General features: G+C 42.7%; 17 protein-coding genes. 8 read left to right on the top strand and 9 right to left on the bottom strand.

The features are described from left to right. Window positions 1-215: 215 nt before the first annotated feature. The 7 genes from MUCPA_RS33320 to MUCPA_RS36590 form a co-directional block, all read right to left on the bottom strand. Window positions 216-4607 carry a hybrid sensor histidine kinase/response regulator transcription factor gene (locus tag MUCPA_RS33320; protein ID WP_008512739.1) on the bottom strand — a complete coding sequence of 1464 codons (4392 nt, stop codon included), beginning with the start codon at window positions 4605-4607 and terminating at the stop codon, window positions 216-218. 306 nt (window positions 4608-4913) lie between these two features. Beyond that, the gene (locus MUCPA_RS33315) at window positions 4914-5303 is read right to left on the bottom strand and encodes a hypothetical protein (RefSeq protein ID WP_040626793.1); all 390 of its coding nucleotides are present in this window, start codon (window positions 5301-5303) and stop codon (window positions 4914-4916) included. A gap of 91 nt (window positions 5304-5394) precedes the next feature. Continuing rightward, window positions 5395-7005: a hypothetical protein gene (locus MUCPA_RS33310; RefSeq protein ID WP_008512738.1), complete on the bottom strand. Its 1611-nt coding sequence runs from the start codon at window positions 7003-7005 to the stop codon at window positions 5395-5397. A 151-nt stretch (window positions 7006-7156) separates the two neighbouring features. After that, window positions 7157-8329 carry an exonuclease/endonuclease/phosphatase family protein gene (locus tag MUCPA_RS33305; RefSeq protein ID WP_008512737.1) on the bottom strand — a complete coding sequence of 391 codons (1173 nt, stop codon included), beginning with the start codon at window positions 8327-8329 and terminating at the stop codon, window positions 7157-7159. A gap of 144 nt (window positions 8330-8473) precedes the next feature. After that, window positions 8474-9871, bottom strand: coding sequence for a hypothetical protein (locus tag MUCPA_RS33300; RefSeq protein ID WP_008512736.1), 1398 nt, complete (start codon window positions 9869-9871; stop codon window positions 8474-8476). Window positions 9872-9887: 16 nt separating this feature from the next. Continuing rightward, a complete protein-coding gene (locus MUCPA_RS33295) occupies window positions 9888-12710 on the bottom strand; it encodes a TonB-dependent receptor (protein WP_008512735.1) in 2823 nt (940 codons plus the stop codon). 279 nt (window positions 12711-12989) lie between these two features. Beyond that, a complete protein-coding gene (locus MUCPA_RS36590) occupies window positions 12990-13982 on the bottom strand; it encodes an AraC family transcriptional regulator (protein ID WP_008512734.1) in 993 nt (330 codons plus the stop codon). A 101-nt stretch (window positions 13983-14083) separates the two neighbouring features. Between MUCPA_RS36590 and MUCPA_RS33285 the strand changes: the two genes are divergently transcribed. The 6 genes from MUCPA_RS33285 to MUCPA_RS33260 all read left to right on the top strand — a co-directional run bounded on the left by MUCPA_RS33285 (window position 14084) and on the right by MUCPA_RS33260 (window position 20587). Continuing rightward, window positions 14084-16186, top strand: coding sequence for a TonB-dependent receptor plug domain-containing protein (locus MUCPA_RS33285; protein ID WP_040626792.1), 2103 nt, complete (start codon window positions 14084-14086; stop codon window positions 16184-16186). A 19-nt stretch (window positions 16187-16205) separates the two neighbouring features. Then, the gene (locus MUCPA_RS33280; protein ID WP_008512732.1) at window positions 16206-16811 is read left to right on the top strand and encodes an HmuY family protein; all 606 of its coding nucleotides are present in this window, start codon (window positions 16206-16208) and stop codon (window positions 16809-16811) included. Window positions 16812-16874: 63 nt separating this feature from the next. Continuing rightward, window positions 16875-17720, top strand: a complete 846-nt coding sequence (locus MUCPA_RS33275) for a heme/hemin ABC transporter substrate-binding protein (protein ID WP_040626791.1) — start codon at window positions 16875-16877, stop codon at window positions 17718-17720. Beyond that, the gene (locus tag MUCPA_RS33270) at window positions 17721-18764 is read left to right on the top strand and encodes a FecCD family ABC transporter permease (protein WP_233276815.1); all 1044 of its coding nucleotides are present in this window, start codon (window positions 17721-17723) and stop codon (window positions 18762-18764) included. After that, complete coding sequence (locus tag MUCPA_RS33265) at window positions 18764-19546, top strand: heme ABC transporter ATP-binding protein (RefSeq protein WP_008512729.1); 783 nt, start codon at window positions 18764-18766, stop codon at window positions 19544-19546. The genes MUCPA_RS33270 and MUCPA_RS33265 overlap by 1 nt, the downstream gene beginning before the upstream one ends. A 21-nt stretch (window positions 19547-19567) precedes the next feature. Then, window positions 19568-20587: a hemin-degrading factor gene (locus tag MUCPA_RS33260; RefSeq protein WP_008512728.1), complete on the top strand. Its 1020-nt coding sequence runs from the start codon at window positions 19568-19570 to the stop codon at window positions 20585-20587. Between the two features lie 92 nt (window positions 20588-20679). Here the strand turns inward: MUCPA_RS33260 and MUCPA_RS33255 are convergent, their stop codons facing one another. Further along, on the bottom strand, window positions 20680-21327 hold the full coding sequence (locus MUCPA_RS33255) for a pyridoxamine 5'-phosphate oxidase family protein (protein WP_008512727.1): 648 nt from the start codon (window positions 21325-21327) through the stop codon (window positions 20680-20682). A 74-nt stretch (window positions 21328-21401) separates the two neighbouring features. Here MUCPA_RS33255 and pdxR point away from each other — a divergent pair, with 74 nt between their 5' ends. Further along, on the top strand, window positions 21402-22874 hold the full coding sequence (gene pdxR, locus MUCPA_RS33250) for a MocR-like pyridoxine biosynthesis transcription factor PdxR (RefSeq protein WP_008512726.1): 1473 nt from the start codon (window positions 21402-21404) through the stop codon (window positions 22872-22874). A 27-nt stretch (window positions 22875-22901) separates the two neighbouring features. On the opposite strand, the gene MUCPA_RS33245 is transcribed toward pdxR, so the two are convergent. Beyond that, window positions 22902-23681, bottom strand: a complete 780-nt coding sequence (locus MUCPA_RS33245) for a DUF6896 domain-containing protein (RefSeq protein ID WP_008512725.1) — start codon at window positions 23679-23681, stop codon at window positions 22902-22904. A gap of 230 nt (window positions 23682-23911) precedes the next feature. Here MUCPA_RS33245 and MUCPA_RS33240 point away from each other — a divergent pair, with 230 nt between their 5' ends. Continuing rightward, window positions 23912-24742: a mechanosensitive ion channel family protein gene (locus MUCPA_RS33240; protein WP_008512724.1), complete on the top strand. Its 831-nt coding sequence runs from the start codon at window positions 23912-23914 to the stop codon at window positions 24740-24742. The last annotated feature ends 686 nt before the right edge of the window (window positions 24743-25428 follow it).

The following is a 25428-nucleotide window of genomic DNA, read 5'->3' as shown; positions in this document are numbered from 1 at the left end:
TCGGCACCATTTGATGTATGCCCATTAGCCCGGTTAATAATATAATTGGTTGGCTGGTATAACCTGCCGGGTTTTCCCGGTACCGGAGATGGATGTTACAGGCTATATGCAGCGCTACAAACGTAGGCAGGAGGGTGTGCAGAGGTGTTCGAAATTTGATCGAATTTGTTCAAATTTTAATATAAAATGCGTGAAATAAGGCTTTGAATGCGGTTTTACGCTTTTATTGATATCGACTTGAGATAGTCGGTTGGTGATTGATGATAAAGCTCTTTAAAACAAGTGCTGAAATACCTGGAGTTATTGAAACCTACGGCGTATGCTATTTCGGTCATGTTATTTTGGCCGGCATCTAACATTTGCTTTGCTCTTTTCAGGCGCATCTCCCTTACAAATTCAACAGGGGCCATATTGGTGAGGCTTTTAAATTTTTTATAAAAAGCCGAACGGCTCAAATTAACCGCCTCAGAAACGGATTCGATATTAAACTCAGGATCAACCATTCGATCCTCGACAATTTGGATGACCTTTTTCAGAAATATTTCATCGTGCGAGGTGATTACGATCTCGGCCGGGCTAAGCGAAATGGTTTTTTTGCCGCTTAAAAGAGTATCAAATATTTTTTTGCGCTGCCTGATCAGGTTTTCTATCGATGCCAGTAAAAAGCCGTTATCAAAAGGTTTGGTGATATAGGAGTCGGCCCCGTATTTTAATCCTTCTATCTGGTTTTCAATCGAAAACTTTGCCGACAATAGCACGACTGGGATATGGCTCGTCAGGATATTGTTCTTTAACTCATCAAGCATTTGTATGCCATCCATTTTAGGCATCATTACATCGCTCAACACCAGGTCGGGTAATAAATTGATTGCTTTTTGTAAACCTTCCTGCCCATTTTCGGCAACTTCTACACGGTAAAGGCTACTGAGTTGTGCTGCTAAAAACATCCGCAGATCGTTATTGTCTTCAACCAATAAAACTAAGGGCACGTTTACGTCATGTTGATGTTTGGGATGATGAATGGTTTGTAATAACATACCCTCCATAGTTTCCTCAAACTCATGAGGTACTTCGGGCGCATCAACAAAAACCACATCGGCAGTTGCAAAATGTTCTTTTCCGGCTTTCAATTCGATGGATACAGTGAGGCCTTTATCGGTATTATTTTTCGCAGAAATTTTACCCTGATGAATAGCCACCAGCTCTTTGGCTAAAGCAAGGCCTATACCGGTGCCTTTCAGGTTTTTGCTCTCGTTGTGGTCTCCTTCATAATACAGCTCAAAAATGTCCTGCAGTTTGTTTTCCGGCACGCCCTGGCCCTGGTCGGCTATCTCAATCAATACCGGGGCATTTGCATACGCCTGTCCAATCAGCACTTGTATAGTTTTGTTGGCCGGGCTAAACTTAAAGGCATTGGCCAGCAGGTTATAGATCACAACATCAATTTTTTCGGCATCTATCCAAAGCAATACAATATCACGGCTGGCGGTAATTTGAAGCTCAATATGTTTTTCGCGGGCCAGGTCGGTAAAATATTCACTTATTTTTTTCACGAACGATACCATATCTACCTGTGAAACCCGGAGTGTAGCTTTGCCGCTCTGCGCCTTGCGCAAATCAAGCAACTGATTAATAAAGCGCACCATTCGCTTTGCATTTTTGCGCACAACGTGGATGTGCTCAACGCCCTGAGCTGATAGTTTTTCTTTATCGAAGATCTCTTCTATCGGGTTCAGTATCAACGTTAGGGGGGTACGCAGTTCGTGCGATACGTTGGTGAAGAAGCCTACCTTTAAATCGGCCATCTTTTGTTCAACAGCTATCCGGTGCCTGAGTTTAAGCATGGTCAAGGCAATGCGGCGTACTATGGCTATTGCTATCGATAAGATGACCATGTAAATGAGGTATGCCCACCAGGTACACCACGGCGGCGGTAAAATGGTTATGGATAAACTTTTATAGGGCGTGTTTAAATAAAGATCGGCCGCGGTGCTCTTCACTTCAAACTTATAATCGCCCGGTGGCAGGTTAGTATAAGTAGCCCGCCGCTGCCCTTTGTTGTCGTGCCAAAGGTTATCGAAACCCAGCAGGCGATAAGCATAGTTTTGTTTGCTTGTTAACCGGTAATCCAATACCGCATAGTCTACCGCGATGATATTTTGGTTGTACTGAAGCCGCAAGCCGGATGTTTGATCAATGTTTTGCTTCAGGATACCGCCGCTTTGATCCGGAAAAATATCATTGTTGTTCACCTGCAAATTGGTGAACGCCATATTAACAAAAATTTTAGGGCTGAGGATGCTCCGCGGGTTGAAGGATACGTAGCCGGTAATGCCGCCAAAAACCAGGTTGCCGTTAGGGAGTTTCAGGCTCGATGATTCGGAGAAACCTGTTTTGGGGAGACCATCGTACGAATCGTAATTTCTGAACTTGTCGCTTTGCGGGTTAAATTTAGAAAGTCCGTTCTCTGTTGCCAGCCACAAATTGTTATCGTTATCTTCAACGCAGCTTAAAACATAATCGCTTGTTAAGCCATCTTCGGTGGTGTAAACTTTAAAATTCAGCTTTTTAAATGGATTATCGCCAATGGCTTTATCCAGGCCTCCGCCCGATGTGCATAGCCACATTGCAGCTTTGGAGTCGCGGTAAATAAACTGGATATCGTTTTTACTTAAACTTGTTCTGTCGCCTGATATCTTGCTGAAACCAGCAAACCTCGAATGATCGATATGATATTGATCGGGATCAACAATGAGCAATCCATCCGTGGTTGCCAGCCAGATATTTCCCTTAGCATCTTCTTTTAAATTCCGGATCTTCAGGAACGATTTTTTTGGATAATTTTTAAAACAGTTTTTGATGTTCAAAAATCTGATCCACCCGTTTTGCTCGTCAACTAAATTTAGTCCGCTTTCGTAGGTACCCACCCAAACACGGCCTTGCCTATCCTCCAGCAGCGAATAAATTACGTTGCTGTTTAAGCTGAAAATATCATTCTTGCCGGTTTCAAAATGAGTTAATTGATAGGCTGTTTGTTGTGCATTTACCGGCACAGCCCTGAACAAGCCGTTGCTGCGGGTGCCTATCCATACGCAGCCTTTTTTATCCTGCAAAATGGCATAAATTACGCCTATGCCATCCTTTGGGGTATTTAAAAAAGATACGGGTACTTGCTTGTCGTTTTTGTAGATGTATAAATTACCCGACTTGGATGCCAGCCACAATCTGTTTTGGCTATCATAACATAAACCACGTATTTCATTATCAGACCGGTTGACGGTGTTGGTGACAATAAGTTTCTGGTTGAAATCGTTGCGCTGAAAAACAATTTTATTCAGGCCTTTATCATCGGCATTTAACCACAATACCCCGGCGGGGTCCATATAAGTGCAAACAATAATATTTGAAAACCAGTGATTGCCAGAGCCCGGCTCGTCGTAAAAATAGTCTACATTATCGGTAACAGGGTTGTAGTATCCAAAGCCACCATGATCCATACTCACCCATACCGATCCGTTGTTATCCTCAATTACTCGGTAAAATTTAACGTAATGATCAAAAAAAGCGTCCGTTTTTTGATTGAATCCTTTGAATGATTTGCGCTCCGGATCAAACTTTACAATGCCGTATCGGTCTGCTTCAAGCCATAGCAAGCCGCGCTTATCCTCATACAAAGAAAAAAATTGCCCCGCCTGCGGCATGGTAAATAAGCTGAAAGCCCTGTTTGATCGTTGTATTTTAATCACTTGCGCGCCGGAAGACGTGGCGTAAACACAATTATTTTTTTTGGAAACGATCAGTTGATTGATGCTGTTGTCCGTTAACTTTAACTCCGTAAATTGTTTTGTTGATTTGGGGATGTAAATTAAGCTTCCGGCCCTGGTACCCAGCCAAATGGTATCTTTGGTATCCTCGGCGCAGGTTAAATCGTTTCTGCCCGAAAGCGTGCTGCTCGTATATTTCCCGAACCGGTTTTTAGCAATAAGGCAGATGCCGTTAGCTGTGCTTATCCAAACATTGGATTGTTGATCCTGATGAAAAAACTGAATGGTATTTGATGGCAAACTTAAGCTGCGGCCCAGCCCTTGTGCAAACCTGGTACAATGTGGGTGTACTGCGTCGGGTTCGTCAATCAAAAAAATACCTTCTTTTTTGGTGATAAGCCAGATGCGCCCATTTTTTGATAACTCCATCCTGGTGAAAATGGGCTGGGAGCCCCTGTTGAAAGGAGCGCCGGCCTCAATAGCCAAAAATTGTCCGTTTTTTTTATCAAACCTGTATACGCGGTTATCATAAGCTTGTACCCATAAAAAACCGGCCTTATCTTCAATAATATTTTCTATCCTGTTGTTGCGCAGGCTTGATGTATCGCCGGGTTTGGATTTATAAACCACAAAATTATGCCCGTCAAACCTGTTTAAACCATCCCAGGTGCCAAACCACATAAAGCCCTCCCTGTCTTTGAGCATGCACATAATCCGGTTGTGCGACAGGCCATCTTCAGTAGAATAATGTTCTATTTTGCACTTTAACTGAGCATCAGCGCAAAATGCCATGCTTAAAAAAAATGCAATAACGCATATAGTTAAAACCTTTGTAGCAGGCATAATTTAAGTTAAGCAATAACGACCACTTCTTTATTTTGAGGAAGTATATCAGGTAGTACGAATAAGTTTATATGGTTATACAGGTCAATTATACGTTCATTTTATGATAATTGCCTAAGATAAATGAAAATAAATACGACTATTGCCGAAAGTGCTTGAGCACAGAATGTAACTGTTGATATCCATTCTACGGCGCGCTGCGATAGGAGAGAGAAGTGCCCCAGAAAAGGTATTTTAGGGGGGCGCGTATAAGATAGAAGTAAAATAGCGTATGATAAGTGCCAACCTTATCACACACTATTGATATCAATTTCTTTCAGCTGGGTCAGCTAAACTACCGCCGGTACGGTTAACCTTAACCAGCAACTTGATAGTGATCGGGTATTTATTTGAAAAATTGAACAAGGCATCGATAACGTTGGCCGGTGCAGATGTATTGACCACCGGCGTGGTTGCATTTACATCAACGCCAAGGCGTTGACCGTCATTGCCGACAGTTTGATAAGAGTTAGGAATGTATTGGATATAATTTGCCCCTTTAACCAGCCAGGGCGATATAAAAATATGGTCGTACCATGATTTGGCGCCTCCGCTTGTGCCGCAGGTGTTCGGGATACTGGCAGACAGCCGGGTTGATGTGGTTAAATACGGTTTGAAGGAGGCCGGGTTGCTATCCCAGTCCGTGGGATATTGCAAAAAAAATCAGACTGATCCCTTTAAATAATTCACCTGTTCCAAAAAATGAGAACAAGTGAATTATTATTAAATAGGTGTTTATATCATACACCTAATAAGCATCCTGAATATTGGAGTTCGCCCAAAATGTTTTTATAATGGACGATTTTGGAGCACCATTATTCGGAATCACGTCAAAAGATATTCTAACAGCAACTTGTGGATTTGGGTTTAAATCTCTTTGAAATTGCAATTGGAGGGTAACGGGCTCATCGTCATCATCTAACGCTTGTGTAATCGCAGTATATGTACCAACCTGCTCCAAATTGCCAGTAGTCTGGAAGCCATAATAAGGAGTAGGGTCGGCATTCTGAATTGCTACTACAAGTGCATTGATATTCGCAATATGCGCTCCCGTGGAGCTAGTATTAATTACTGCCGGATTGAATTTAAGAATCTGATCCATACCAGTAGTTAAAGTATAGGTAGTGGTATAATAACCTTGGCCATCAGGTGTATGATTCCGTTTTATCTGTACCGTTGGCCGGGCAGACAAATTAAACATTCCGAGAGGTTGATTGTAAAGTGGAATGTAGTTCTGGGCATTTGAAGTTATAATTGAGCCTGGTACATAAACAGAAGTAGGGCTTGATGGGAATGAGCCGCTACTTGTTTGGGTACCCTTTAATGTAATAGTAGAGTTTAAATTTAAGTTCATTGTTGGCGTACTATTACTTGTGCCTCCAATTATGGCACTAAATATACCAACTATCGCACCGGGTATGTTTCCTGTTGCAGCACCTAATGCAGAAGAAACAGCATCTTTAATTTTTGTAAAGATAACATTGGGCAATCCCACTTTGTTGTTTACGTCACCAGTTTGTGAAACGTTATTTAGTATTTGGCTGCCAATAAAACTGACAGCGGCCTTACCTGCGACAGCCCCTCCATTTTGCAGCGCTGTATTTAGAGGGTCGGAAGGTGCTCCTACGGCGGTTTTTATAGTGCCTGTTTCTGTTCCTCCTAATGATATAGTACTAACACTGTTGTAATTTGTAAACCAACTTAGCTGTATATCCTGATAGCCTAATGTAGTAACCTGGGGGTCGTAAGCCATTTCGTACTGTAGCATATACCATTTGTTTGTGGCTAATGGCTGTGATCCGTCTGCAGGGGCAGGTTCAATTTGTGAAAAACTTAACTGGTTTTGAGCCGGATCAACAATATCCGTACCTAAAAAATTAAGCATAGAAGAACTGTGGTTTGATACAACTTTTAATCCATCCACAATATAAGTTGACGGATAATTGAAAGGTGTAGTAGTATATAAATATATTCTCATTAATCCTCTGTAAGTATTGTATAGAATGAAATATGGATTTGTAAGGCTACCGCTTGCATTGGCGTCAAATGTATTGTATACGAGTATCCATCCATCGGCTGCTTTGTGATCATTTGCAACATCAATGCCGTATACAGAAGTAATGCTTCCTTGACCTACCCATGGTGGGGGTATTTGGGCTTGGCCGGCAGGTGTTGGCATCCAATCTACTGTTTCCCAGTCAAAAGTAACTGGCGTGACTGCGTAAGACGAAATAGTATTTGGGATAGCGTACTTATTATTCGACGATTTAATTGTTTCTTTTTTGCACCCAAGTGGTGTTAATAACAACAAAGAGCTCAAAAAAAAGAATGTTTTTCTTAATGTAATTTTGTTTTTCATGGTTAAGAGTAAGATGTAATATGATTGATTTTATTAATTATAATGCTATTGATTTACTGTTATTTTATTCATAGGCTTATTATTTATTAACATTATTATATAGCTCTATTTAAACACGGGGGTTGCAAGAATATAAAACTTCTATATTATCCTAATTTTTTTCTGCCGGATCATTTAAACTACCGCCGGTACGGTTAGCCTTAACCAACAACCTGATGGTAATGGGATATTTATTGGAAAAATTAAACAAGGCATTGATAACGTTAGCTGGGGTAGACGTATTGGTTACCGGTGTGGTAGAATTCACATCAACGCCGAGGCGTTGACCGTCATTGCCGACAGTTTGATAGGAATTGGGGATATATTGGATATAATTTGCCCCTTTAACCAGCCAAGGCGATATTAAAATATGGTCGTACCAGGATTTGGCGCCTCCGCTTGTGCCGCAGGTGTTCGGGATACTGGCAGAAAGCCGGGTTGACGTGGTTAAATACGGTTTGAAGGAGGCAGGGTCGTTATCCCAGTCCGCAGGATATTGCAAAACCTTATCTACGCCAAAAGGCGGGTCGCTCATCTGGGTACCCGTATCTGCGGCGCTAATAATGGCTTGATAACCGGCTTCGATGCTGTTATGCTGGTTAAAATCGCCCATGTTGATCAGGTTTGGCAAATAAGCAAATTTACTTCGCAGGGCCTGCATCTCCTGTGTTTCCTGCTGATCGCGAATGGCGTTCGGCGAGTTACCCGATTGCGTGTGATTCACCAGTACGTACAAAAAGGTTGTATCGTGAGTGATGCCCAGATTAGGATCGTTATAGTAAAGCTTATACAAATTAAAGTCAGATACATTTTTAACAATGGTTGTCTCGTTAACAAAACTCAGCTTTTGCCTGTTGTAAAAAAGGACGGACATTTTGTTGTCGTTACTAAAGTTGGTGGGGGTAGCATAGGCGTATCGCCCGGCAAAAGTGGCGTTTAATACATTGTCAGTAATCTCAGCAGCATAATTAAGTGCTCCCGTGGCTGAAAGCGAAAAAGCATTCATTTTTTCGCAACTCAATAAATCAGGCTGCGTATATTGAATAATAGTTTTAAAATAATTATCCAGATCGGCGATATTGCCCTGGCAGCCGTCGCCAAAGTTAAGTACGTTGTAAGCCATTACTTTTAAAGTATCTGTTTTATACACCGTATTGGGCAGGGGTGTGGTGTTTGTCGCAGACTTAGCGGCTGTTACAGATGAACTGTTAGTTGAGGATTTGGAACAATCTCCCAATAAAAAAATAAGGCTGAGACCTGTTAAAATGGAGTGAAGTAACTTCATTTGATTTGTTGGTCAGTATTGTTGAGTAGGTAAATGATCATACTTGCTTTTTGATAATTAAAATTTGCCCGCTAAGCCACTTTGATATCAAAAGGCTCAAAATGAGTTTTATGTTGCAACTCATTTTGGGCCAAGTGCTTATAATTAATGTTGGTTTCCTGTACCGTTAAACTGGTAACAGCCCAGGTCTGCTCCAGGCGGCGTTGCCTCAGTCAGCCCATAATTGGGATCTATGGGAACAACAATTAAGGGAACAACAGCAGTATAACCTTTTCCACGTAATGGCGAACTTGCCTGGAGGTGGAAATCGAAATTGCCAATGGCGCTGTAGTCAATTGCATTAGTTCCTGATGGGATAGGCAACGGGAAGTTGACAAACATCGGGTTGTTAGCTCCGATCAGGGGCGTTACACTGGCGACACTAATTGGGTCGCCTAAAGCATAGTTTGCTGGTAGAAAGGATGATGGGGTAGGGATATCCGTAGGTTGCGGTTGAGTGTTGTTACCCAAAGGATAGATGTTTTGCAGAGAGTGCAAGTTATCGCCATAATTGAAATTATAACCATACTTTAAATTGGCAAAATCGGCAGGCGGGTTACCAACCACGCGGAAACCTACGCGGCAATTCACATTCACGTTATTATAGAACATCCCGCTTGCTCCTTCCTCGTAATTAATGTTAGCGCCTTTCAAATCGGCCGAAGAACGCCACCCACAACTAACGAATGTGCCATTATACATAACGATATTAGTTTCTGAAGATCCTACCGGCGCGCCTTTATTTGAAGCTTTTTGGGCATTGGTTGCTGTGCCGATAAAAAAGTTGTAAGCCATGGTACCAACTGTGCCCCCTTTAACATTTACGCAATCGCCTCCGGCAGGACCGCATTTTTCAAAGGTACTTCTAAACACGGCTATCTTACCGTTGGAGATGCGCATAGCATCATCTGTAGCGCCATATAGCCAGCTGTCCTCAAAAACAAATACACCTTTATAATTTTGAAAAAGCATTGAAAAAGAAGTCTTGGCAACCTGTCCCACAGCAGCTCCAGCAGTGCCATAAGCAGCTCCGGCAAAATCAATATGTGTCCATTTAAATACCATCAACGGACAACTTGGGCCACCCATAATTCCCTTCCAAAATCCATAGTAAGCAGAATCGGTTACGGAATTAACGCCAACCGCGTCGGTTTTTTTAACGCCCTTCACCGTAAATGTGATAGGATTGGTTCTTGTTCCCAAACTCAGCAGCGTACCCTGAACAATGACCCCTGATTTCGCCGTACGATCTGCGTATATTGTTACTCCGGGCTGGATAATCAAGGTATCACCGGCATTTATTGTGACATCGCAACCCAAAATATAAGTTTTGCCTGCTAACATCGTTCCCTTGATGGAGCCGCACAATGGCGCGGCATCGCTTATCGGATGTGCCGGTGGAGATACATAGGTTGATATATCATGATGTTCTCCGTTCCATTTTGAACATCCCGCAAACAGCATTGCCAAGGCGGCAAAAGCAACAGTTAAAATATTTTTCATTGTTAGTTGTTAATCATTAAAATTTATATCTCAAACCAGTTAGGAATGATACCTTGTAGATATCTTTCTGAATTAATATTTCTTCAGCATTGTCTTGGGCTGGGATAGGTATCACCTGTCCTACAGTAGACGAATGTTTCAGAAATAGTCGGTTTGAAGCATTAGTGAGGTTGTTGACTTTTCCGTAGAATGACAGCTTTTTGATAAGGACTTTCTCAAAAGAAAAGTCAACCTGGTTGTATTGCTTTTGCCATACATCCAGATCTGCATAATTGGATACCTGGGCTATGCGCTCACCTGTAAATACATAAGCCAATTGCATATCCAAACCGATTTTGCTGCTCTTAAATAATAACGACAGGTTTGCTATGTTTTTGGCTTGGCCTTGTAATGGCCTCGTCTCGTTCACGTAAATAGGAACGGCTGAAACTTTTGACAGTTTTGGGGTAGTTACCTTCGATTGAGTAAAGGTATAATTAGCGGATATACCTAATACACCGAAGTATTTAGTCAACTGCCCTTCAAAACCATAGTTGGTAGCCTTGTCTGTATTTTGTGGCTGAATGTATTGCAGGCTTGGCGCACCTGTTTTAAATACCGACTGAGCAGACGCGCCATTCACGTTGATCAATTCGATTGGGTTTTGTATGTCTTTATAAAAAGCGCCTAACAATAACTGGTTTGAACCGCCTGGAAACAGCTCATATCTAAAATCATAATTTTCTGCCCTTGTGTGTTGTAGTTCAGGATTTCCCACCTGGTCATAAGTATCACCTGCAATTTTGGTTGGTGCAAGTTCACTGAAACTTGGTCGGCTTATAGATTTAAAATAGGACAGGCGTAAATTTTGAACATCGGAAAGCGCATATTTTAAATTGGCACTTGGTAATACATCGGTATAATTGATCCTTCCGTTTTGAGCTGATGTGTTCACCGACTGCGTAGTCGCATAGTCTTGCGCGGTGTTTTCAACCCTTACTCCACCAATAATTTGTAACTTATCAAGCAACATAAATTTGGTCTGTAAATACTCACCAGTTACATTTTCATGAAAGGTATAGTCGTTACCATCTGTTGAACTTGCACCATCCCCGGTTGCCTGTCCGGCTTGATTGAACGCTAATTGTATGGCGCTTAGATTGCCATTATAAACCTGGTTAGGTGGATTTGCCGTTAGCGAATAGCTGGCATAATAATTACTTCTGGTTTTATGACGATATAATCCCCCAAAAGACAGCTCCACATCGCGATCCACAATTTTGGGATTATAGATGAAATTGTAATATCCGGCTACATCCTGATCGGTATTGTGCTGCCATTTATGGCTAATGCTGGCCGCAACGTTTGTAGTACTGTCTATATTCCCGTGAGTATCTCTCAAGCCGGTATGATTGATCTGGTATTCAACCTGGTCGGGCATATTCCTTTTCGCGATAGAGTATACACCATTCCAGTTAAATTTTAATTTATCGGTCAACTGGTGCTCGCCTTGCAAAGTGCTGTTGTACAGGTTCTGATAAGTCCAGGTGGTCCTGTTTAAAGTACGGTAGGTAATACCCTGCTTGCTGGTAGTGGTAATCAAATCGCTATCAGCGGTAAAGCGGTCCTGGTATTCGTTTTGCTTAACGTACAAATTGTATAACGAGATCTTATTTTTGCTGTTAAATACATAATCGATCTTGTTATGTAAACCCACACGTTCGGTTTGTGTGGAAAACTTACGGTTATAAATATTGGAGATAGAGGGCGTGTTGGCTGGCGAATAGCCCGGTTCGGCATTCGGTACAAGGTAGGTTGAGTTTGATCCGCGGTAGAAGTTTTGATAACTTCCGGATACCACCACTCCCAGTTTATGATTTAAAAACCTGTCGCCTATAGTAATACCCAAGGTTGAATTCACCGGATTGGATTTAGGAGTTGAATACAGCGAATTGACCTGGTAATCTTTAGTAGTTGAAATATAACTATTACCGTTAATTTCTGCCGGAGATTGTTTATTGATACTTGAAGTATTGAAGCTATCAAAAGGCCGGTTACCCGAAAATAAGAACGAATAACCTGCGGAAGCGTTTACGTTTAAAAGTAGCCTATCAGGTGCCGACTTCATCACCAGGTTCATCACACCACCAATCGCATCACCTTCCATATTGGGTGTTAATGCCTTAATCACTTCCAGTCTTTCCAGAATTTCCGAAGGGAAAATGTCAAGAGGTACAAAACGGTACTGATCATCCGGACTTGGGATTTTGATACCGTTAACCAAAACAGTGTTATACCTTTGGTCCATACCGCGAATGATGGCATATCTTCCTTCCCCACTTGTTGAACGCTGGATGGTAACTCCGCTCATACGCTGTAGTGCGTTTCCGACAGTTACATCAGGTAATAGCTGAATGGTATTGGAAGACAAGATATTCTCGATGTTGTTTGAGCTTTTCTCCAGGCTTCTGGCTGCGCCATCACTTTCTTTGTTGATCTTTTCGGTCACATTGATTTCAGTCAACGAAGTTAGATCATCAACCAAAGAAACATTTACAGTTGTAACTCCGGCCTTGGCCTCAACGGTGTACGTTATCGAGGTTTTGAAACCAACGAACTTAACCTGTAGCAAATAAATACCAGGCCTTAAATTTTTAAATTGGTATGATCCGTCGAGGTTAACTGGGGCGTAGAGGTTTCTGATGCCTTGCTTCAATTCTACCGTGGCGCCAGGGAGCGGTTCGCCGTTTTTTCTATCTGTTATTTTTCCTTTGATAATTTGCGCATTTACTGCAGTTGCCAGGAAAAGCACGAACAGAAAAGGTAACGCGATCTTTTTAAATAAGTAATGATAAGACATATTCCAAATTGATTTTCCGCAAAGAAGCGCATTGAAAACTGAAGAAATTCTGAATTTTCTACGCTGATATCAACATATAACCTATTCTTAATATTGAGTTAATAATCAGATTTTTAAGATTAAAATGGCATTAAAATAAGGCGCATTATTAGGAAGCTGATTAGAATTTACAGTGTGTTTTTGGTCGTTTTTATGCACTTAAATATTTAGAAATACGCGGTTATTTTTGAGTGCTTAAGCAAAGTTATTTTTGGGTATGTATGTGTTGATCGGAAGGTATTAAGTGGTTATGGATATGGTCACCAATAAAAAGCCTAAAAAACGATTGGCCTTACTGGGCAGATAGCCAAACTTCTTTTTAAACGCCACAGTGAAATGATGGGCATTTTTATAACCAATAGCATGGGCAACTTCGCTGACTGTACAGCCGGGTGATAAGAGCATTGTCTTTGCTTTTTCCATTCTTAATTCCAATAAATATCCAAAAACTGTTGTCCCGAATATTTCCTTAAACCCTTTTTTTAGTTTAAAATCATTGAGCCCAACCTTGTGCGCCAATTCAATTAAGGAGCATGGTGTCTGTAGGTTTTCACCGATCAACATTTTTGCCAGTTGAAGCTTTTGAATGTCATTAGGTTTAACAAAGGTATTGGAGCTTGCTTTATCTTTCTGCTGAAATTGTTCCAGGTCAATAAAAGCCAGTTCAAGCACCTTTGCTTGCAGAATTATTGGGTGCAGGGTCTTATTTTCCGCGTATCGGCTTATCGTATTGATGATATCACTCATTGGCGGTGTTGTTAATCTTCCTGGCAACCACTTTGATTTACTGCTGATACTATTTTGCAGTGGCGATACCGTTTCGGCAAAGCGTAACTTTGTAATCAACCTCCCCGTTAAGCAAACTAAAAATAGTTTTACGTTGCCTATTATGTTTACGGCAAGGTTCTCTTCTCCGGGATTTAACCAGGCTTGATGACTCCCAGCCATGAATGTACCTTTTTGAGTTTCGCTGACCGCGTTTTGAAAAGTCAACTGGCCTTGTAATGTAAAGTTCATCATCCACGCATACTCATTCATCTGCAGTGTAACAGGTATACTATCGGTACAGCTAATCATAACCAGGAAAACGGCTATACCTTCAATCATCAACGTTTCTATTTTCAATTGACACCGGTCATTTGCTTCTTCAATGATTTTGATTTCCAAGGCATCAGTCTGATAGCCGGTATGGTTAAAAACAAATCCTTCAGATGGGAAAGTAATTTTGAGCATAGTGTAAAATCCGTTTAGCGTTTATTTAAATCCTTTTGACGTTGACAGCCTAATGATAAACAGGCCAAATTTGCGTCATTATTTTTAATTAGTCTAAATAAATGTTTATAAAGTTTTGTGTTTTCGTGGCCCTCGTGACAGGTTTTGAGGTTCACGGGCAAAATGCCGCCCCAGTAAAAAAGGATAGTATCAATAATAAGCAATTAAAAGAGGTAGTGATTACAGGAACCCGTACTCCAAAAAGTTTGCAGCAGGTACCGATACCCATTACTCGGATTACGGGCGAAGAGATCAGGAAAGGCGGGTTGGTGCGGCTAAATGAAGTGCTTTCTGAGCAAACGGGGATAAGTATTCTGGATGATCCGCACGGGCAGGGTATCCAACTGCAAGGGTTTGATCCGGCCTATACCATGATCCTGATAGATGGCTTGCCATTAATTGGCCGTACTACCGGGATATTGGAATTATCCCGTATCACCACCAATAATATCAGCCGGGTGGAGATTGTTAAAGGGCCCACTTCATCGCTTTACGGTAGCGAGGCTATGGCGGGTGTAGTAAATATCATCACCAGCGAACCGGAAAAGGGTGTAACAGGAGGATTGGGTGCCCGGTATGGCACCAACCAAACAGTGGACCTGAACGTTAATACGGCTTACAAAAATGAAAAGTTCTATCTATTGGGCTTTGCCAACCGGTACAGCAGCCAAGGCTATACCCTTCAACCTTCGGCTGGCGTTCCTACTGTTTCGCCGTTTGCAGGTTATACGCTCAATGGCAAAGCAGCTTATCAAATAGATAATCAAACAACGCTGAAGCTTTCGATAAGATATTTTACCAATGATCAGCAGAACAAGTACCTGGTTGATAATCGTTACGCGGGTGGGAGAGGCACCGAAAAGGATTTTAACATTGCCCCGGTTATTACCCGGCAGTTTTCGGATAAATTATTCTCCACGATACAACTATACAAATCGACCTATAAAACCAATACCGATGTGCGGTACAATGATAATGGTGAAGTATATGATCAAACCTATTTTAACCAGACTTTTAACCGTGCCGAACTACAAAATGATTATACTTTAAGGGATAATATGAAGCTCACTGCCGGAGCCGGTGGGCAGTATGAAACTGTAGAGGCTACACGTTATACCCAACTGCAATCTTTTACTTCCGGCTATGCTTATTTTCAGGCCGATTGGATAGCCTTTAAAAAACTGGATATTATAGCAGGTGGTAGATATGATATGCATAGCGTTTACAAATCGCAGTTTAGCCCCAAGTTGGCGGTCAGTTATGCACTAAATCCCCAATTTACTTTGCTGGCTTCAGTTGGTAAGGGCTACAAAGCGCCAGATTTTCGGCAACTTTATCTCAATTTTACCAATGCCGAGGTGGGCTACAGTGTTTTTGGCTACGAAGAGGTGGGGCCCGGCATTCAGCGCTTGCAGCAACAGGGGCAGATACAGGCGGTGCTGATTGACCCGTTGACGCTAAAAAGCCTGAATGCCGAAAGTTCTACCGCGTTTAACCTGGGTTACCGGTACCGTCCAGGCGGTAAGCTATACTGGACAGCCAACCTTTTTCGCAACAATATCACCAACCTGATTGAAACGGCTGTAATCGCTATCAAAACTAATGGGCAGTCTGTTTACTCTTATTTCAATCTCAATAAGGTTTATACCCAGGGTATAGAAACAGATTTGAGCTACCAATTATTTAAGCCGTTACAGGTTGCGGGCGGCTTTCAATACCTGGAAGCCAACGATCAGGATGTATTGAACCAGATTGCAGCGGGTCAGGTTTTTACCAAAGACCCAGCGACCAATCAAACCAAGCTTGTTAAAAGGCAGGACTACGGCGGCCTGCTTGGCCGCTCGCGCTACACCTGGAACTTAAAGGTGAACTATAAGGAGGCAAAAACAGGCATCAATACGGCGCTAAGAGCCATTTACCGCGGGCGTTACGGCTATAAGGACACCGATGGTAACGGCATCCTGAACCGCGATGACGAGTATACTAAAGGTTATCTGCTCATTAACGCCTCGCTCTCCAAACCTCTGTTTAAAGATGCCTTACGGGTGCAACTTACCGCCCAAAACCTTTTTAATCATCGGGATCCGCTGGTTATCCTGAACCTGCCGGGGCGGCTGGTCTATGCGGGCTTCACTTACAATTTTGCAAATCACATAATTCAATAATAATCAAACAAATAAACCCATGAACAAATTAACAACTTTATCTTTAGCCTTAGCTGGCGCGGTTACTTTATTGGCATCATGCAGTAAAAACAATGATGACGTGGCTCCTGCAGTAAGCAAGCTCAGCACTAAAACAGTCGCAGATCTTGACGGATCAAAGGGAGCGGTATATTATAGCCTGTCAACCGGTGCCCAGGTTACCGGTGCCGATACCGCTACCACCAAATGGGATATCAAATTCAATAAAACAAGCATCTTGATCAATGGCGGCACATCGGGTACAGGAACCTCGCAAGCACAGGTAGCAAGCAGCACTTTTGAGTCGCTCACGGCGGCACCGACAACCGGGTTTAAAACAGATGCCACCGGTGCGCCTGCCATATCGGGCTGGTATACTTATACTGCCACTACCGAACCTCAGCATGCTATCCTGACTGTGCCCGGCAAGATCATCGTAATTAAGACCAGTGACGGTAAGTACGCCAAGGTGGAAATGATTAGCTATTACAAGGGTAATCCTAACACAACCACAGCTACTTTTGCCGATTTAACAACACGCCCCGCATCAAGTTATTATACCTTCCGCTATGCTTACCAGGGCGATGGCACAACCAGCTTTCAATAATAATGTACAGCAAAATACAATGATTCCAGATCCCCGGAAGGGAAACTTTTAAATTTTAAAAAAATGAAAAAAATAATAACATTGATGGTACTGACTGTACTTGCCCTAACTGCAAAAGCCGGAGCAATATCTAAGTTGGCCGCCAATCAGAAGATTATCTCGCTCAACGGAACGATTAGTGAAATATTAGCAGGCCTGGGTTTGGAGCCTAATATTATAGGTACAGATATAACCAGCAATTACCCCGAAAGCCTGAAACGCAAGCCCAAAGTAGGACATAACCGTAATATTTCGGCCGAGGGCATCATCGCGCTTCAGCCCGATGTGGTAACGGGCATAACCACCGAGATTAAACCGGAACTGGCTGCACAGCTAAAAACTGCGGGAATCAAATTGGTTTTGTTTACCCAGGATTTTTCGGCTGATGGCACGCGGAAGCTGATTAAAGAAGTTGCCGGAGCATTTGGCGCGCAGCCCCAGGCCCAAAAACTGATTGCCAAGCTGGACGCCGACCTGGCAGCAGCCAACAAATCCAACAAAAGCGGAGCTAAACCTAAGGTATTATTTATATATGCCCGCGGCACTGGCACTATGCTGGTAGCTGGCGAGGGAACCTCGGTGGAGAAGATGATCCAGTTGGCTGGCGGACAAAATGCGGTAAGCGGCTTTAGCGATTTTAAACCCCTCACTTCGGAAGCGCTGGTGGCTGCTAATCCGGATGTAATCCTGCTGTTTAGCAGCGGAATGGAGAGCCTGGGTGGTACGGCCGGGCTGCTTAATGTGCAGGGCGTAAGCCAAACCAATGCAGGCAGAAATAAAAAATTCATCACGATGGAAGGCGAGTTACTTACCGGTTTTGGGCCAAGGCTGGGGCAAGCGGTAGTTCAGTTATCACAAAAGCTAAAATAAGTGTTTAAAAACCATCGATTGATTTTAACCGGTTTAACGTTGCTATTGTTAGCAGTAATGGTGGCATCGGTTTGTATAGGCGCGGTGCATATCAGCCTACCGCAGTTCTGCTCCATAATTGCCAATTATATAGGTATTAGCCACCAGGCAAACTTCAGCACACAGCAAACAGCCGTGTTGTTAAGCTTGCGGTTACCCAGGGTATTGTTGGGTGTTATTATTGGAGCCGCGCTGGCTATTTCGGGTGCTGCTTTACAGGGCTTATTCCGCAATCCACTTGCCGAGCCCGGATTAATTGGCATCTCATCGGGCGCTACCTTATTTGCCGCTTTAATGATTGTGTTTGGGGGTAAACTGCTCAATACTATCGGCAGTATTTATGGCTATTACGCTTTGGCTATAGCAGCCTTTACAGGTGCGTTTATTACCACGCTTACCGTTTACCGCATGGCCATGCACCAGGGCCGCACGGTAATTACGGCCTTGCTGTTAACTGGCATAGCCATCAATGCACTGGCTTTTGCTTTTACCGGTTTGTTAACCTATATCTCTACTGATGAGCAATTACGTAACATTACCTTTTGGAGCCTGGGCAGCTTGGGGGGCGCCAGTTGGATATCATTCTGTAGTGTGCTGCCCTTTATAGCGGTGCCGCTGGTTGGCTTGCCTTTTATGGCAAAATCACTCAACGCTATTTCCCTCGGCGAAGTGCAGGCCGGACACATGGGTATCCAGGTAAACCGCACAAAAAGGATGGTAATTATATTAGCCACCATGGCCGTTGGTGCTTCGGTAGCGGTGGCAGGTATCATTAGCTTTGTTGGCCTGGTTATCCCGCACATCCTGCGCATGGCTTTCGGCTCCGATAACCGCCTGGTACTGCCGGGTTCGGCTTTGTTGGGCGCGGCGGCTTTAACACTTTCCGATTTGATATCCCGCACCATCGTAGCACCGGCAGAATTGCCTATTGGCATTGTAACCGCATTGGCCGGTTCGCCGGTATTTATTTATATGATTTTTTCACAACTTAAAAAACAGGCTTGATGATCAGCGTACAAAATGTTTCCTACATCGCCGGGCGAAAGAAGATCCTCAACGATATCAGCTTCCAACTTTCGCCCGGAGAAATGCTGGCTGTAATTGGCGCTAATGGTGCGGGCAAAAGCACACTGCTCAAACTACTTTGCCGGGAAATGAATGCGCAAAGCGGCAGCATACAGTTTAATGGAAAGGCAATTAACGCATATGCTATTAAAGAACTGGCCCAACTAAGGTCGGTACTTACGCAGCATAGTACGGTAAGCCTGCTATTTACGGTAAAGGAATTGGTGCTGATGGGCCGGTATCCTCACTTTGAGCATCATCCCTCCAGCCTTGACCTATGGGTAATTGATGAGGTAATGCGCGAAACGGGGATTACTGATTTTGCTTTACGCGATTATAATACTTTATCCGGCGGGGAACAGCAAAGGGTGCAACTGGCACGGGTGATAGCCCAGATTTATGACAAGCCTAACGCTTTTTTGTTTCTGGATGAGCCCACCAACGGGCTCGATTTACTGTATCAGCAACAGATACTGCAACTGGCCCGCAACATGGCTGATAGGGGTTATACAGTAATCAGCATACTGCACGATATTAATTTTGCTTCGCGATATGCGGATAAGATACTGATCCTGAAAGACGGGCAGACGGTTGCCTTCGGCGAGCCGAAGAATGTCATTAACTGCGAAAACATTCACCGGGCGTTCAATATCCATGTCAAGCTGATGGACTGCGAAGGATTAAAGTGCCCGCTGGTTATTCCAAGCGGCGTATTGGTATGAAATTAATTAAAATAAAGAGAAATGGAAAAAGTAATCAATTCAATAAAAGAACAATGGCAACAGTTAAAAGTTAGCCAACCTAAACTTCGCATCCGCGATGCGGCAAAACAATTGGGTGTTAGCGAAGCGGAGTTAGTTAATACCGGTGTTGGCGATCAAAGCACCCTGCTCAATAGCGATTTTAAAGAGTTGTTAAAAGAAACTGCTTCGTTAGGCTATGTAATGGCCCTAACCCGTAATGATTATTGCGTACACGAACGAAAGGGCATCTATACAAAAGTTGGTTTTAACGGGCCTGTCGGGCTGATTGTTACGCCTGATATTGATCTGCGACTGTTTATGCACCACTGGCACTTTGGCTTTGCAGTGAACGAAAACGACAGACTGAGCCTGCAATTTTTTGATGCGGCTGGCAGTGCGGTACATAAAATATATTTAACCGAACAAAGCGATGTGACGACCTATCATCAACTGGTGAAAAAATTTAAAGCCGACGATCAACATCAGCAATTGAACATTCAGCCGCCTGCGGAAAAGGCCATCGAGAAATCAGACCTTGAGGTAGATTTGAAAAGTTTTAAGGAGGCCTGGATTGCATTGCAGGATACACATGATTTTCATGGTTTATTAAAAAACTACAGCCTAAGCCGTACCCAGGCCTTAAGGCTTGCGCCAGAGGGCTATGCCAGGCAAATTAGTGTAAACTCGTTAAAACAAATACTCACTAAGGCATCCGAAACAAATTTACCAATTATGGTATTTACCGGTAGCGCGGGCTGTATACAGATCCATACCGGCGAGATTAAAAAACTGGTACAAACCGGCCCCTGGTTCAATGTGCTCGACCCGGAATTTAATATGCATTTGCGCGAGGACGGCATTGCATCGGTATGGTTGGTTAAGAAACCGACTACAGATGGCCCGGTACATAGCCTGGAAGTTTTTGACCAAGATGGAAACATCATTGTACAGTTTTTTGGAAAGCGTAAACCGGGCATCCCCGAAAGCGAAGATTGGAGAGCGGTACTTAACAGTTTTTAAGCAAACGGGATTTATCCTTAGTAATGTAAACAGGCTGCTCATGATGGTAAGTGGGCAGCCTGTTTGGTATTCTCAACTATGTAATAGTCCAATTATATCGCATTCAACGCTAAAAGGTGGGGCGGCATTGCTATATCCAGGCTTGTTTCATCGGGCACAAAAGGCATTCTCTGCGTTTTGAAGGGGATAATTCCCGACCATATCGGCAAGGCTTTATCTTCTTGCTCATCATTGGGCATACCCGTACGTATTTTGGCAGAGGCTTCTTCTATACTAAATGCCAGGGCGGTTGTTTTGCGCACTTCGCTTTCGGTTACCGGTCGCAGGTAATCCCAACTGCCCGGCACCATTTTATTGGTGAGCCACTCAAACGATCTGATCTTATCATCTATACTCTCAATTTTTTCCGCTTTAGCGAACATAATTACAGCCCTGTAATTTACCGAGTGGCTAAATGCCGACTTAGCAACTACCAAAGCATCCATCAGTGTAACAGAGATACAAACCGGTATGCCCTTTTCAATTTCCCTGATAAAGTGACTACCTACCGAACCGTGGATATAAATTTTGTCCTCATATCGTACAAAGGCGGTTGGTATGGAATATGGCTTGTTATCTACAGCGTAGCTGATGGTGCAATATAAAGCTTCGTCGAGTATCGGGAAGATAGTTTCCGGATCAAAATGGGCACGCTTGGCGGCGCGACTTGGCACAAGGTGGGGTGGAGGTGTTTTCATCATTTTTTTTGATACAAATGTGTACCTTTATTGGATGCTTTCAATCAGCCAATTTTAATAAATTAAGTAGTCCAATTATGCAGGCCGTCTTTCTTACCATCAGTATCAGCAAGAATTCTTTACAGCCCGTTTACCTACAATTGGCAGAAATCATCACGTCTCTAATTAAAAATGGCAATTTAAGAGCTGGCGACAGGCTGCCAAGCACGCGGCAACTGGCTCAATTTCTGGAGGTGCACCGCAAAACAGTGGTCAGAGCTTATGACGACCTGTTGGCGCAAGGATGGCTGGAAAGCGAAACAGGCAACGGAACCTTTGTAGCACGCAACTTACCGCAAGCAAAACCTAAGCAACTGATAACTGGTAACCAGGTTATACCCGATCCGGTAAAAGTTGCAGGCTTCGTTTTTGAGCAGCCCGAGCATTTAAACAGGCATCTCAATATTTCAACCTCAACCTACCATTTAGATGATGGCTTTCCGGATACCAGGCTGGCCCCTTTACATGATCTTTCAAGGGCTTACCGCACACAACTATTAACCGGGAATCCCTATAAGAAGATGGGCTATGCTGATACGCAAGGCTCTTTAGCCCTACGGGAACAATTATCAACCCATCTGAATATTACAAGAGCGTTAAATATCACTGCTGATAATATCCTGATCACCAGGGGCTCTGTAATGGGTTTGTACCTGGCGTGCACCAGTTTGTTAAAACGAGGCGATAGGGTAGTGGCCGGTTCGCCGGGTTGGTTAGGCGCAGATACTAATTTTGCCCAGGCGGGCGCTGATTTGATCAAGATTCCGGTGGATGAGTTTGGTATCAGGGTGGCTGAGCTTGAGCAAATTTGCAGCAAAAAAACTGTGCGCCTGGTTTATGTTACATCGCATCATCATTATCCTACAACCGTAAGCCTGCGGGCCGATCGCCGCATTCAATTGCTCCGGCTGTCCGAAAAGTATGGCTTTATCATTTTTGAAGATGACTACGATTACGACTTTCACTACCTGAACAAGCCGCTGTTGCCTTTAGCCAGTGCCGATCAGCAAGGTACGGTACTCTATTGCGGGTCATTCACTAAAACCATCTCGCCAGCCTTCAGGGTTGGTTATCTTGTTGGGCCAGTCAATGTAATTCAGCATTTGGCTAAACTGAGAAGAATTGTTGACCGCCAGGGCGATGAGATGCTTGAAAACGCAATAGCAGAGTTATTACAGGATGGCATCATTCAAAGACATCTGCGTAAGTCGTTACGTATTTACCGGCAAAGACGCGATATGCTTTGCGATTTGTTGCGCACAGAGTTAAATGACTATTTGCAGTTTGAGGTTCCAGATGGCGGCATGTCTGTCTGGACCTGTTTCGACCAGAAGATTAACCTGGAAAAATTAGCGCTGGAGGCCAAAAAGAAAGATCTTTACTTTTCCGATGGACGTATTCACCACACGCCGCTCAATCAACAAAATGCTACGAGGCTCGGATTCGCCTCATCTTCGATCATCGAGTTGGAGCAAAGTACCAATATATTGGCTGGCTTGCTGAAAAAGTAGGATGCTGATTGAAACCTTAACTAACTTTTATTTTAATCCTAAAAACCTGCGTATGCTAAACCGGGATGGCGTAAAATCATCAGGGTCGGGCTCATAAATATGGATTGCAATCTTTTCTCTATCTGTTACAGCAACACCAAAATGGTTGTTAATATTGGATGTTATCCGTTCATATTTTCCAAGGGAAAGCATGGTTTCAATTATCCTGACCCCATCAGCATAATCCTCATAAATGCAAACCGGCAGGGGCTGATATTGAGGTGTTGATTTGATATACCTCGTGAAAAAATAAGGATCTAAATCTCCAAACTCAAGGCCAAAAACCAAAGGGACTTCTATCAACTGCCCTGTTGATGAATGTTCGAAACCACAATGATAGCCGTGCAAATTATAACGCCATGCGGCAAGCTTACCAATCTGCTTTTTTGAATTCTTCAACTCATTGAACGAGATTAATGGAAACGAATTATTAATTTTAATACCAAGTTTAGTTGATAGCATCAATATAAGCCTCTCTGCTAATGCCCGGTAATCTTTAGCGCACTGCTCAAAAAACAACTCGTTGGCTTCAATTTCTGCGTTGCTTATAAGTTTACAGATATTTATTTCAGGTTGAATGGTGTGTACCGATACCTGGAATCCGGGGAGCTCATTTTTTAATTCCAGTCCAATCCGCTCACGTTGCTGTTGAAAATCGCCCTCAAAACAAAGCTTTAGTTTGGTTTCTCTTGCTGTTTCAAGAATCGTTTTAACGGACGGGACCTGCTCAATTGCTTCAATAATTTTTATTTGTGTTTTTCTTTCCAAGCAGTTTTTCTATCGTTTCATAAACAGGCAGTGGTTTGCTCTCGCTGGTACTGTAATTCACTAACAAAAATAGCTAAATACCAGGTCCTTCCACCGCCTTTTTTTTACATACATTATTTTTTTACTTATTATTATCATTGCTTTAATAATTGTGCGTTATCATTGCTTTAATTACATCAACTGTACACAATTAATCTCATACATAAACTTAAACCACAATTCAATTCATTATGGAGAACGTAACCATTTACACAGCTGCTATTTTTAACTGGCTAAGCACCTTCGGTATTAAACTGGCCAGCGCATTAATTGTCTTTTTAGTAGGGTTGTACATCATTAACTGGATAGGCCGGGTGTTTAATATTTCAATGGCCAAGGGAAAAATTGATGTATCCTTGCAAACATTTTTTAGCAGCCTGATGATGGCCGGTTTAAGAATTTTACTGCTTATTACCGTTGCCGGAATGTTAGGTATCCAAACCACGTCGTTTGTAGCCATTATTGGTGCGCTTGGTTTAGCTGTCGGATTGGCTCTGCAAGGCTCTTTAGCTAATTTTGCCGGAGGGGTTTTAATACTGGTTTTTAAGCCCTTTAAAGTGGGCGATATCATAGAGTCGCAGGGCCAAACCGGCGCAGTTATAGAAATCCAGATTTTTAATACCATGCTACTCACTCCCGATGGCAGAACCGTTATTTTGGCAAACGGGGCGGTATCAAACAATACGGTAATCAACTTTAGCGCTTACGGTAGTCTGCGTGTAGATATTTCCGTTGAAATTGAGCCTAAAAACGATATGGATTTTGTGCGTCGTGTAGCAACCGAAACTTGCCTTTCGCACCCACTGGTTTTAGACAAGCCATCACCTGTGGTTAAGGTGGCTAAAATAAACGAAGGTAAAATCGCAATCAATATTTGCCCTTACACCCATGCTCACGATTACTGGGTTGTATTTTTCGGCGTTCAGGAAATGATCAAAAAAGCCTTTGACGAAAATAATGTAATTATGCCAGAACCGCATTTATACGTTACCCAACTTGCATCTAAGGAATCGATGGCGTAAAACCACGTCCGGGTTTTATCATCAATACCCATTTGTACATCCAATTATATAAAAGGCAAGGTGTTAATTACCAATACCTTGCTTTTTTATTATTCAGTTTGAGAACTAAAAATTTCTTGGTTTTTTAACATATTGGTAATGTGATTTTTTGTAATCATTAATTATATTTGTTTACCAATTATAAACTTTTAGCATGTGAAGAATACTGCCCTTACCACAGCTATGTTTAATAACAACCAAAATTTAAATCCGAAGAGGGTGTGCCGATGTGGTCTTACAGACAAAAGCAGTCTGGAGCGTATCAGAAGGCCAAAATGGATGAAATTATTTTTGTTTTGGCTGCCCGTAAAAAGATATAAATGTTTTAAATGCGGCAGGAAGCAATATGTATTTAACGAAAAAAACTACGAATAACTGTAGCTTCGCACACTCACGGTGGCGCGCTTTTAATAACTTAGCTCTGTAAAGAAATAACAGTTTGCTCAATCAATAACCGTCCCGGTAACTTTCAATACTATTTCTTCGCTGGATTCACAAACACAAAAGTAAATATTGCCCATATCTTATAATTAATCGGGAAGAAAATACTTGCCATGTATTTTAGGATGCCAGGTACAGTTGATCACTTCTTCGGCAAAGAATAACTGTTAGTAATCTCAATATTAGCATTATATTTGAATATCAAT

It is taken from the genome of Mucilaginibacter paludis DSM 18603 (genome assembly GCF_000166195.2).
Lineage (GTDB): Bacteria > Bacteroidota > Bacteroidia > Sphingobacteriales > Sphingobacteriaceae > Mucilaginibacter > Mucilaginibacter paludis.
Note: the sequence above shows the minus strand (reverse complement) of the source record. Positions and strands in the feature narration are given on the sequence as shown.

Bases quoted from the DNA above. Each gene is read 5' to 3' on its own strand.
- MUCPA_RS33265 (WP_008512729.1), top strand. From the start codon at position 18,764: ATGATCAGCGTACAAAATGTTTCCTACATCGCCGGGCGAAAGAAGATC.
- MUCPA_RS36590 (WP_008512734.1), bottom strand. From the start codon at position 13,982: ATGCTCAAAATTACTTTCCCATCTGAAGGATTTGTTTTTAACCATACC.
- MUCPA_RS33240 (WP_008512724.1), top strand. From the start codon at position 23,912: ATGGAGAACGTAACCATTTACACAGCTGCTATTTTTAACTGGCTAAGC.
- MUCPA_RS33320 (WP_008512739.1), bottom strand. From the start codon at position 4,607: ATGCCTGCTACAAAGGTTTTAACTATATGCGTTATTGCATTTTTTTTA.
- MUCPA_RS33280 (WP_008512732.1), top strand. From the start codon at position 16,206: ATGAACAAATTAACAACTTTATCTTTAGCCTTAGCTGGCGCGGTTACT.
- MUCPA_RS33295 (WP_008512735.1), bottom strand. From the start codon at position 12,710: ATGTCTTATCATTACTTATTTAAAAAGATCGCGTTACCTTTTCTGTTC.
- MUCPA_RS33255 (WP_008512727.1), bottom strand. From the start codon at position 21,327: ATGATGAAAACACCTCCACCCCACCTTGTGCCAAGTCGCGCCGCCAAG.
- MUCPA_RS33305 (WP_008512737.1), bottom strand. From the start codon at position 8,329: ATGAAGTTACTTCACTCCATTTTAACAGGTCTCAGCCTTATTTTTTTA.
- pdxR (WP_008512726.1), top strand. From the start codon at position 21,402: ATGCAGGCCGTCTTTCTTACCATCAGTATCAGCAAGAATTCTTTACAG.
- MUCPA_RS33300 (WP_008512736.1), bottom strand. From the start codon at position 9,871: ATGAAAAATATTTTAACTGTTGCTTTTGCCGCCTTGGCAATGCTGTTT.
- MUCPA_RS33310 (WP_008512738.1), bottom strand. From the start codon at position 7,005: ATGAAAAACAAAATTACATTAAGAAAAACATTCTTTTTTTTGAGCTCT.
- MUCPA_RS33260 (WP_008512728.1), top strand. From the start codon at position 19,568: ATGGAAAAAGTAATCAATTCAATAAAAGAACAATGGCAACAGTTAAAA.
- MUCPA_RS33285 (WP_040626792.1), top strand. From the start codon at position 14,084: ATGTTTATAAAGTTTTGTGTTTTCGTGGCCCTCGTGACAGGTTTTGAG.
- MUCPA_RS33275 (WP_040626791.1), top strand. From the start codon at position 16,875: ATGAAAAAAATAATAACATTGATGGTACTGACTGTACTTGCCCTAACT.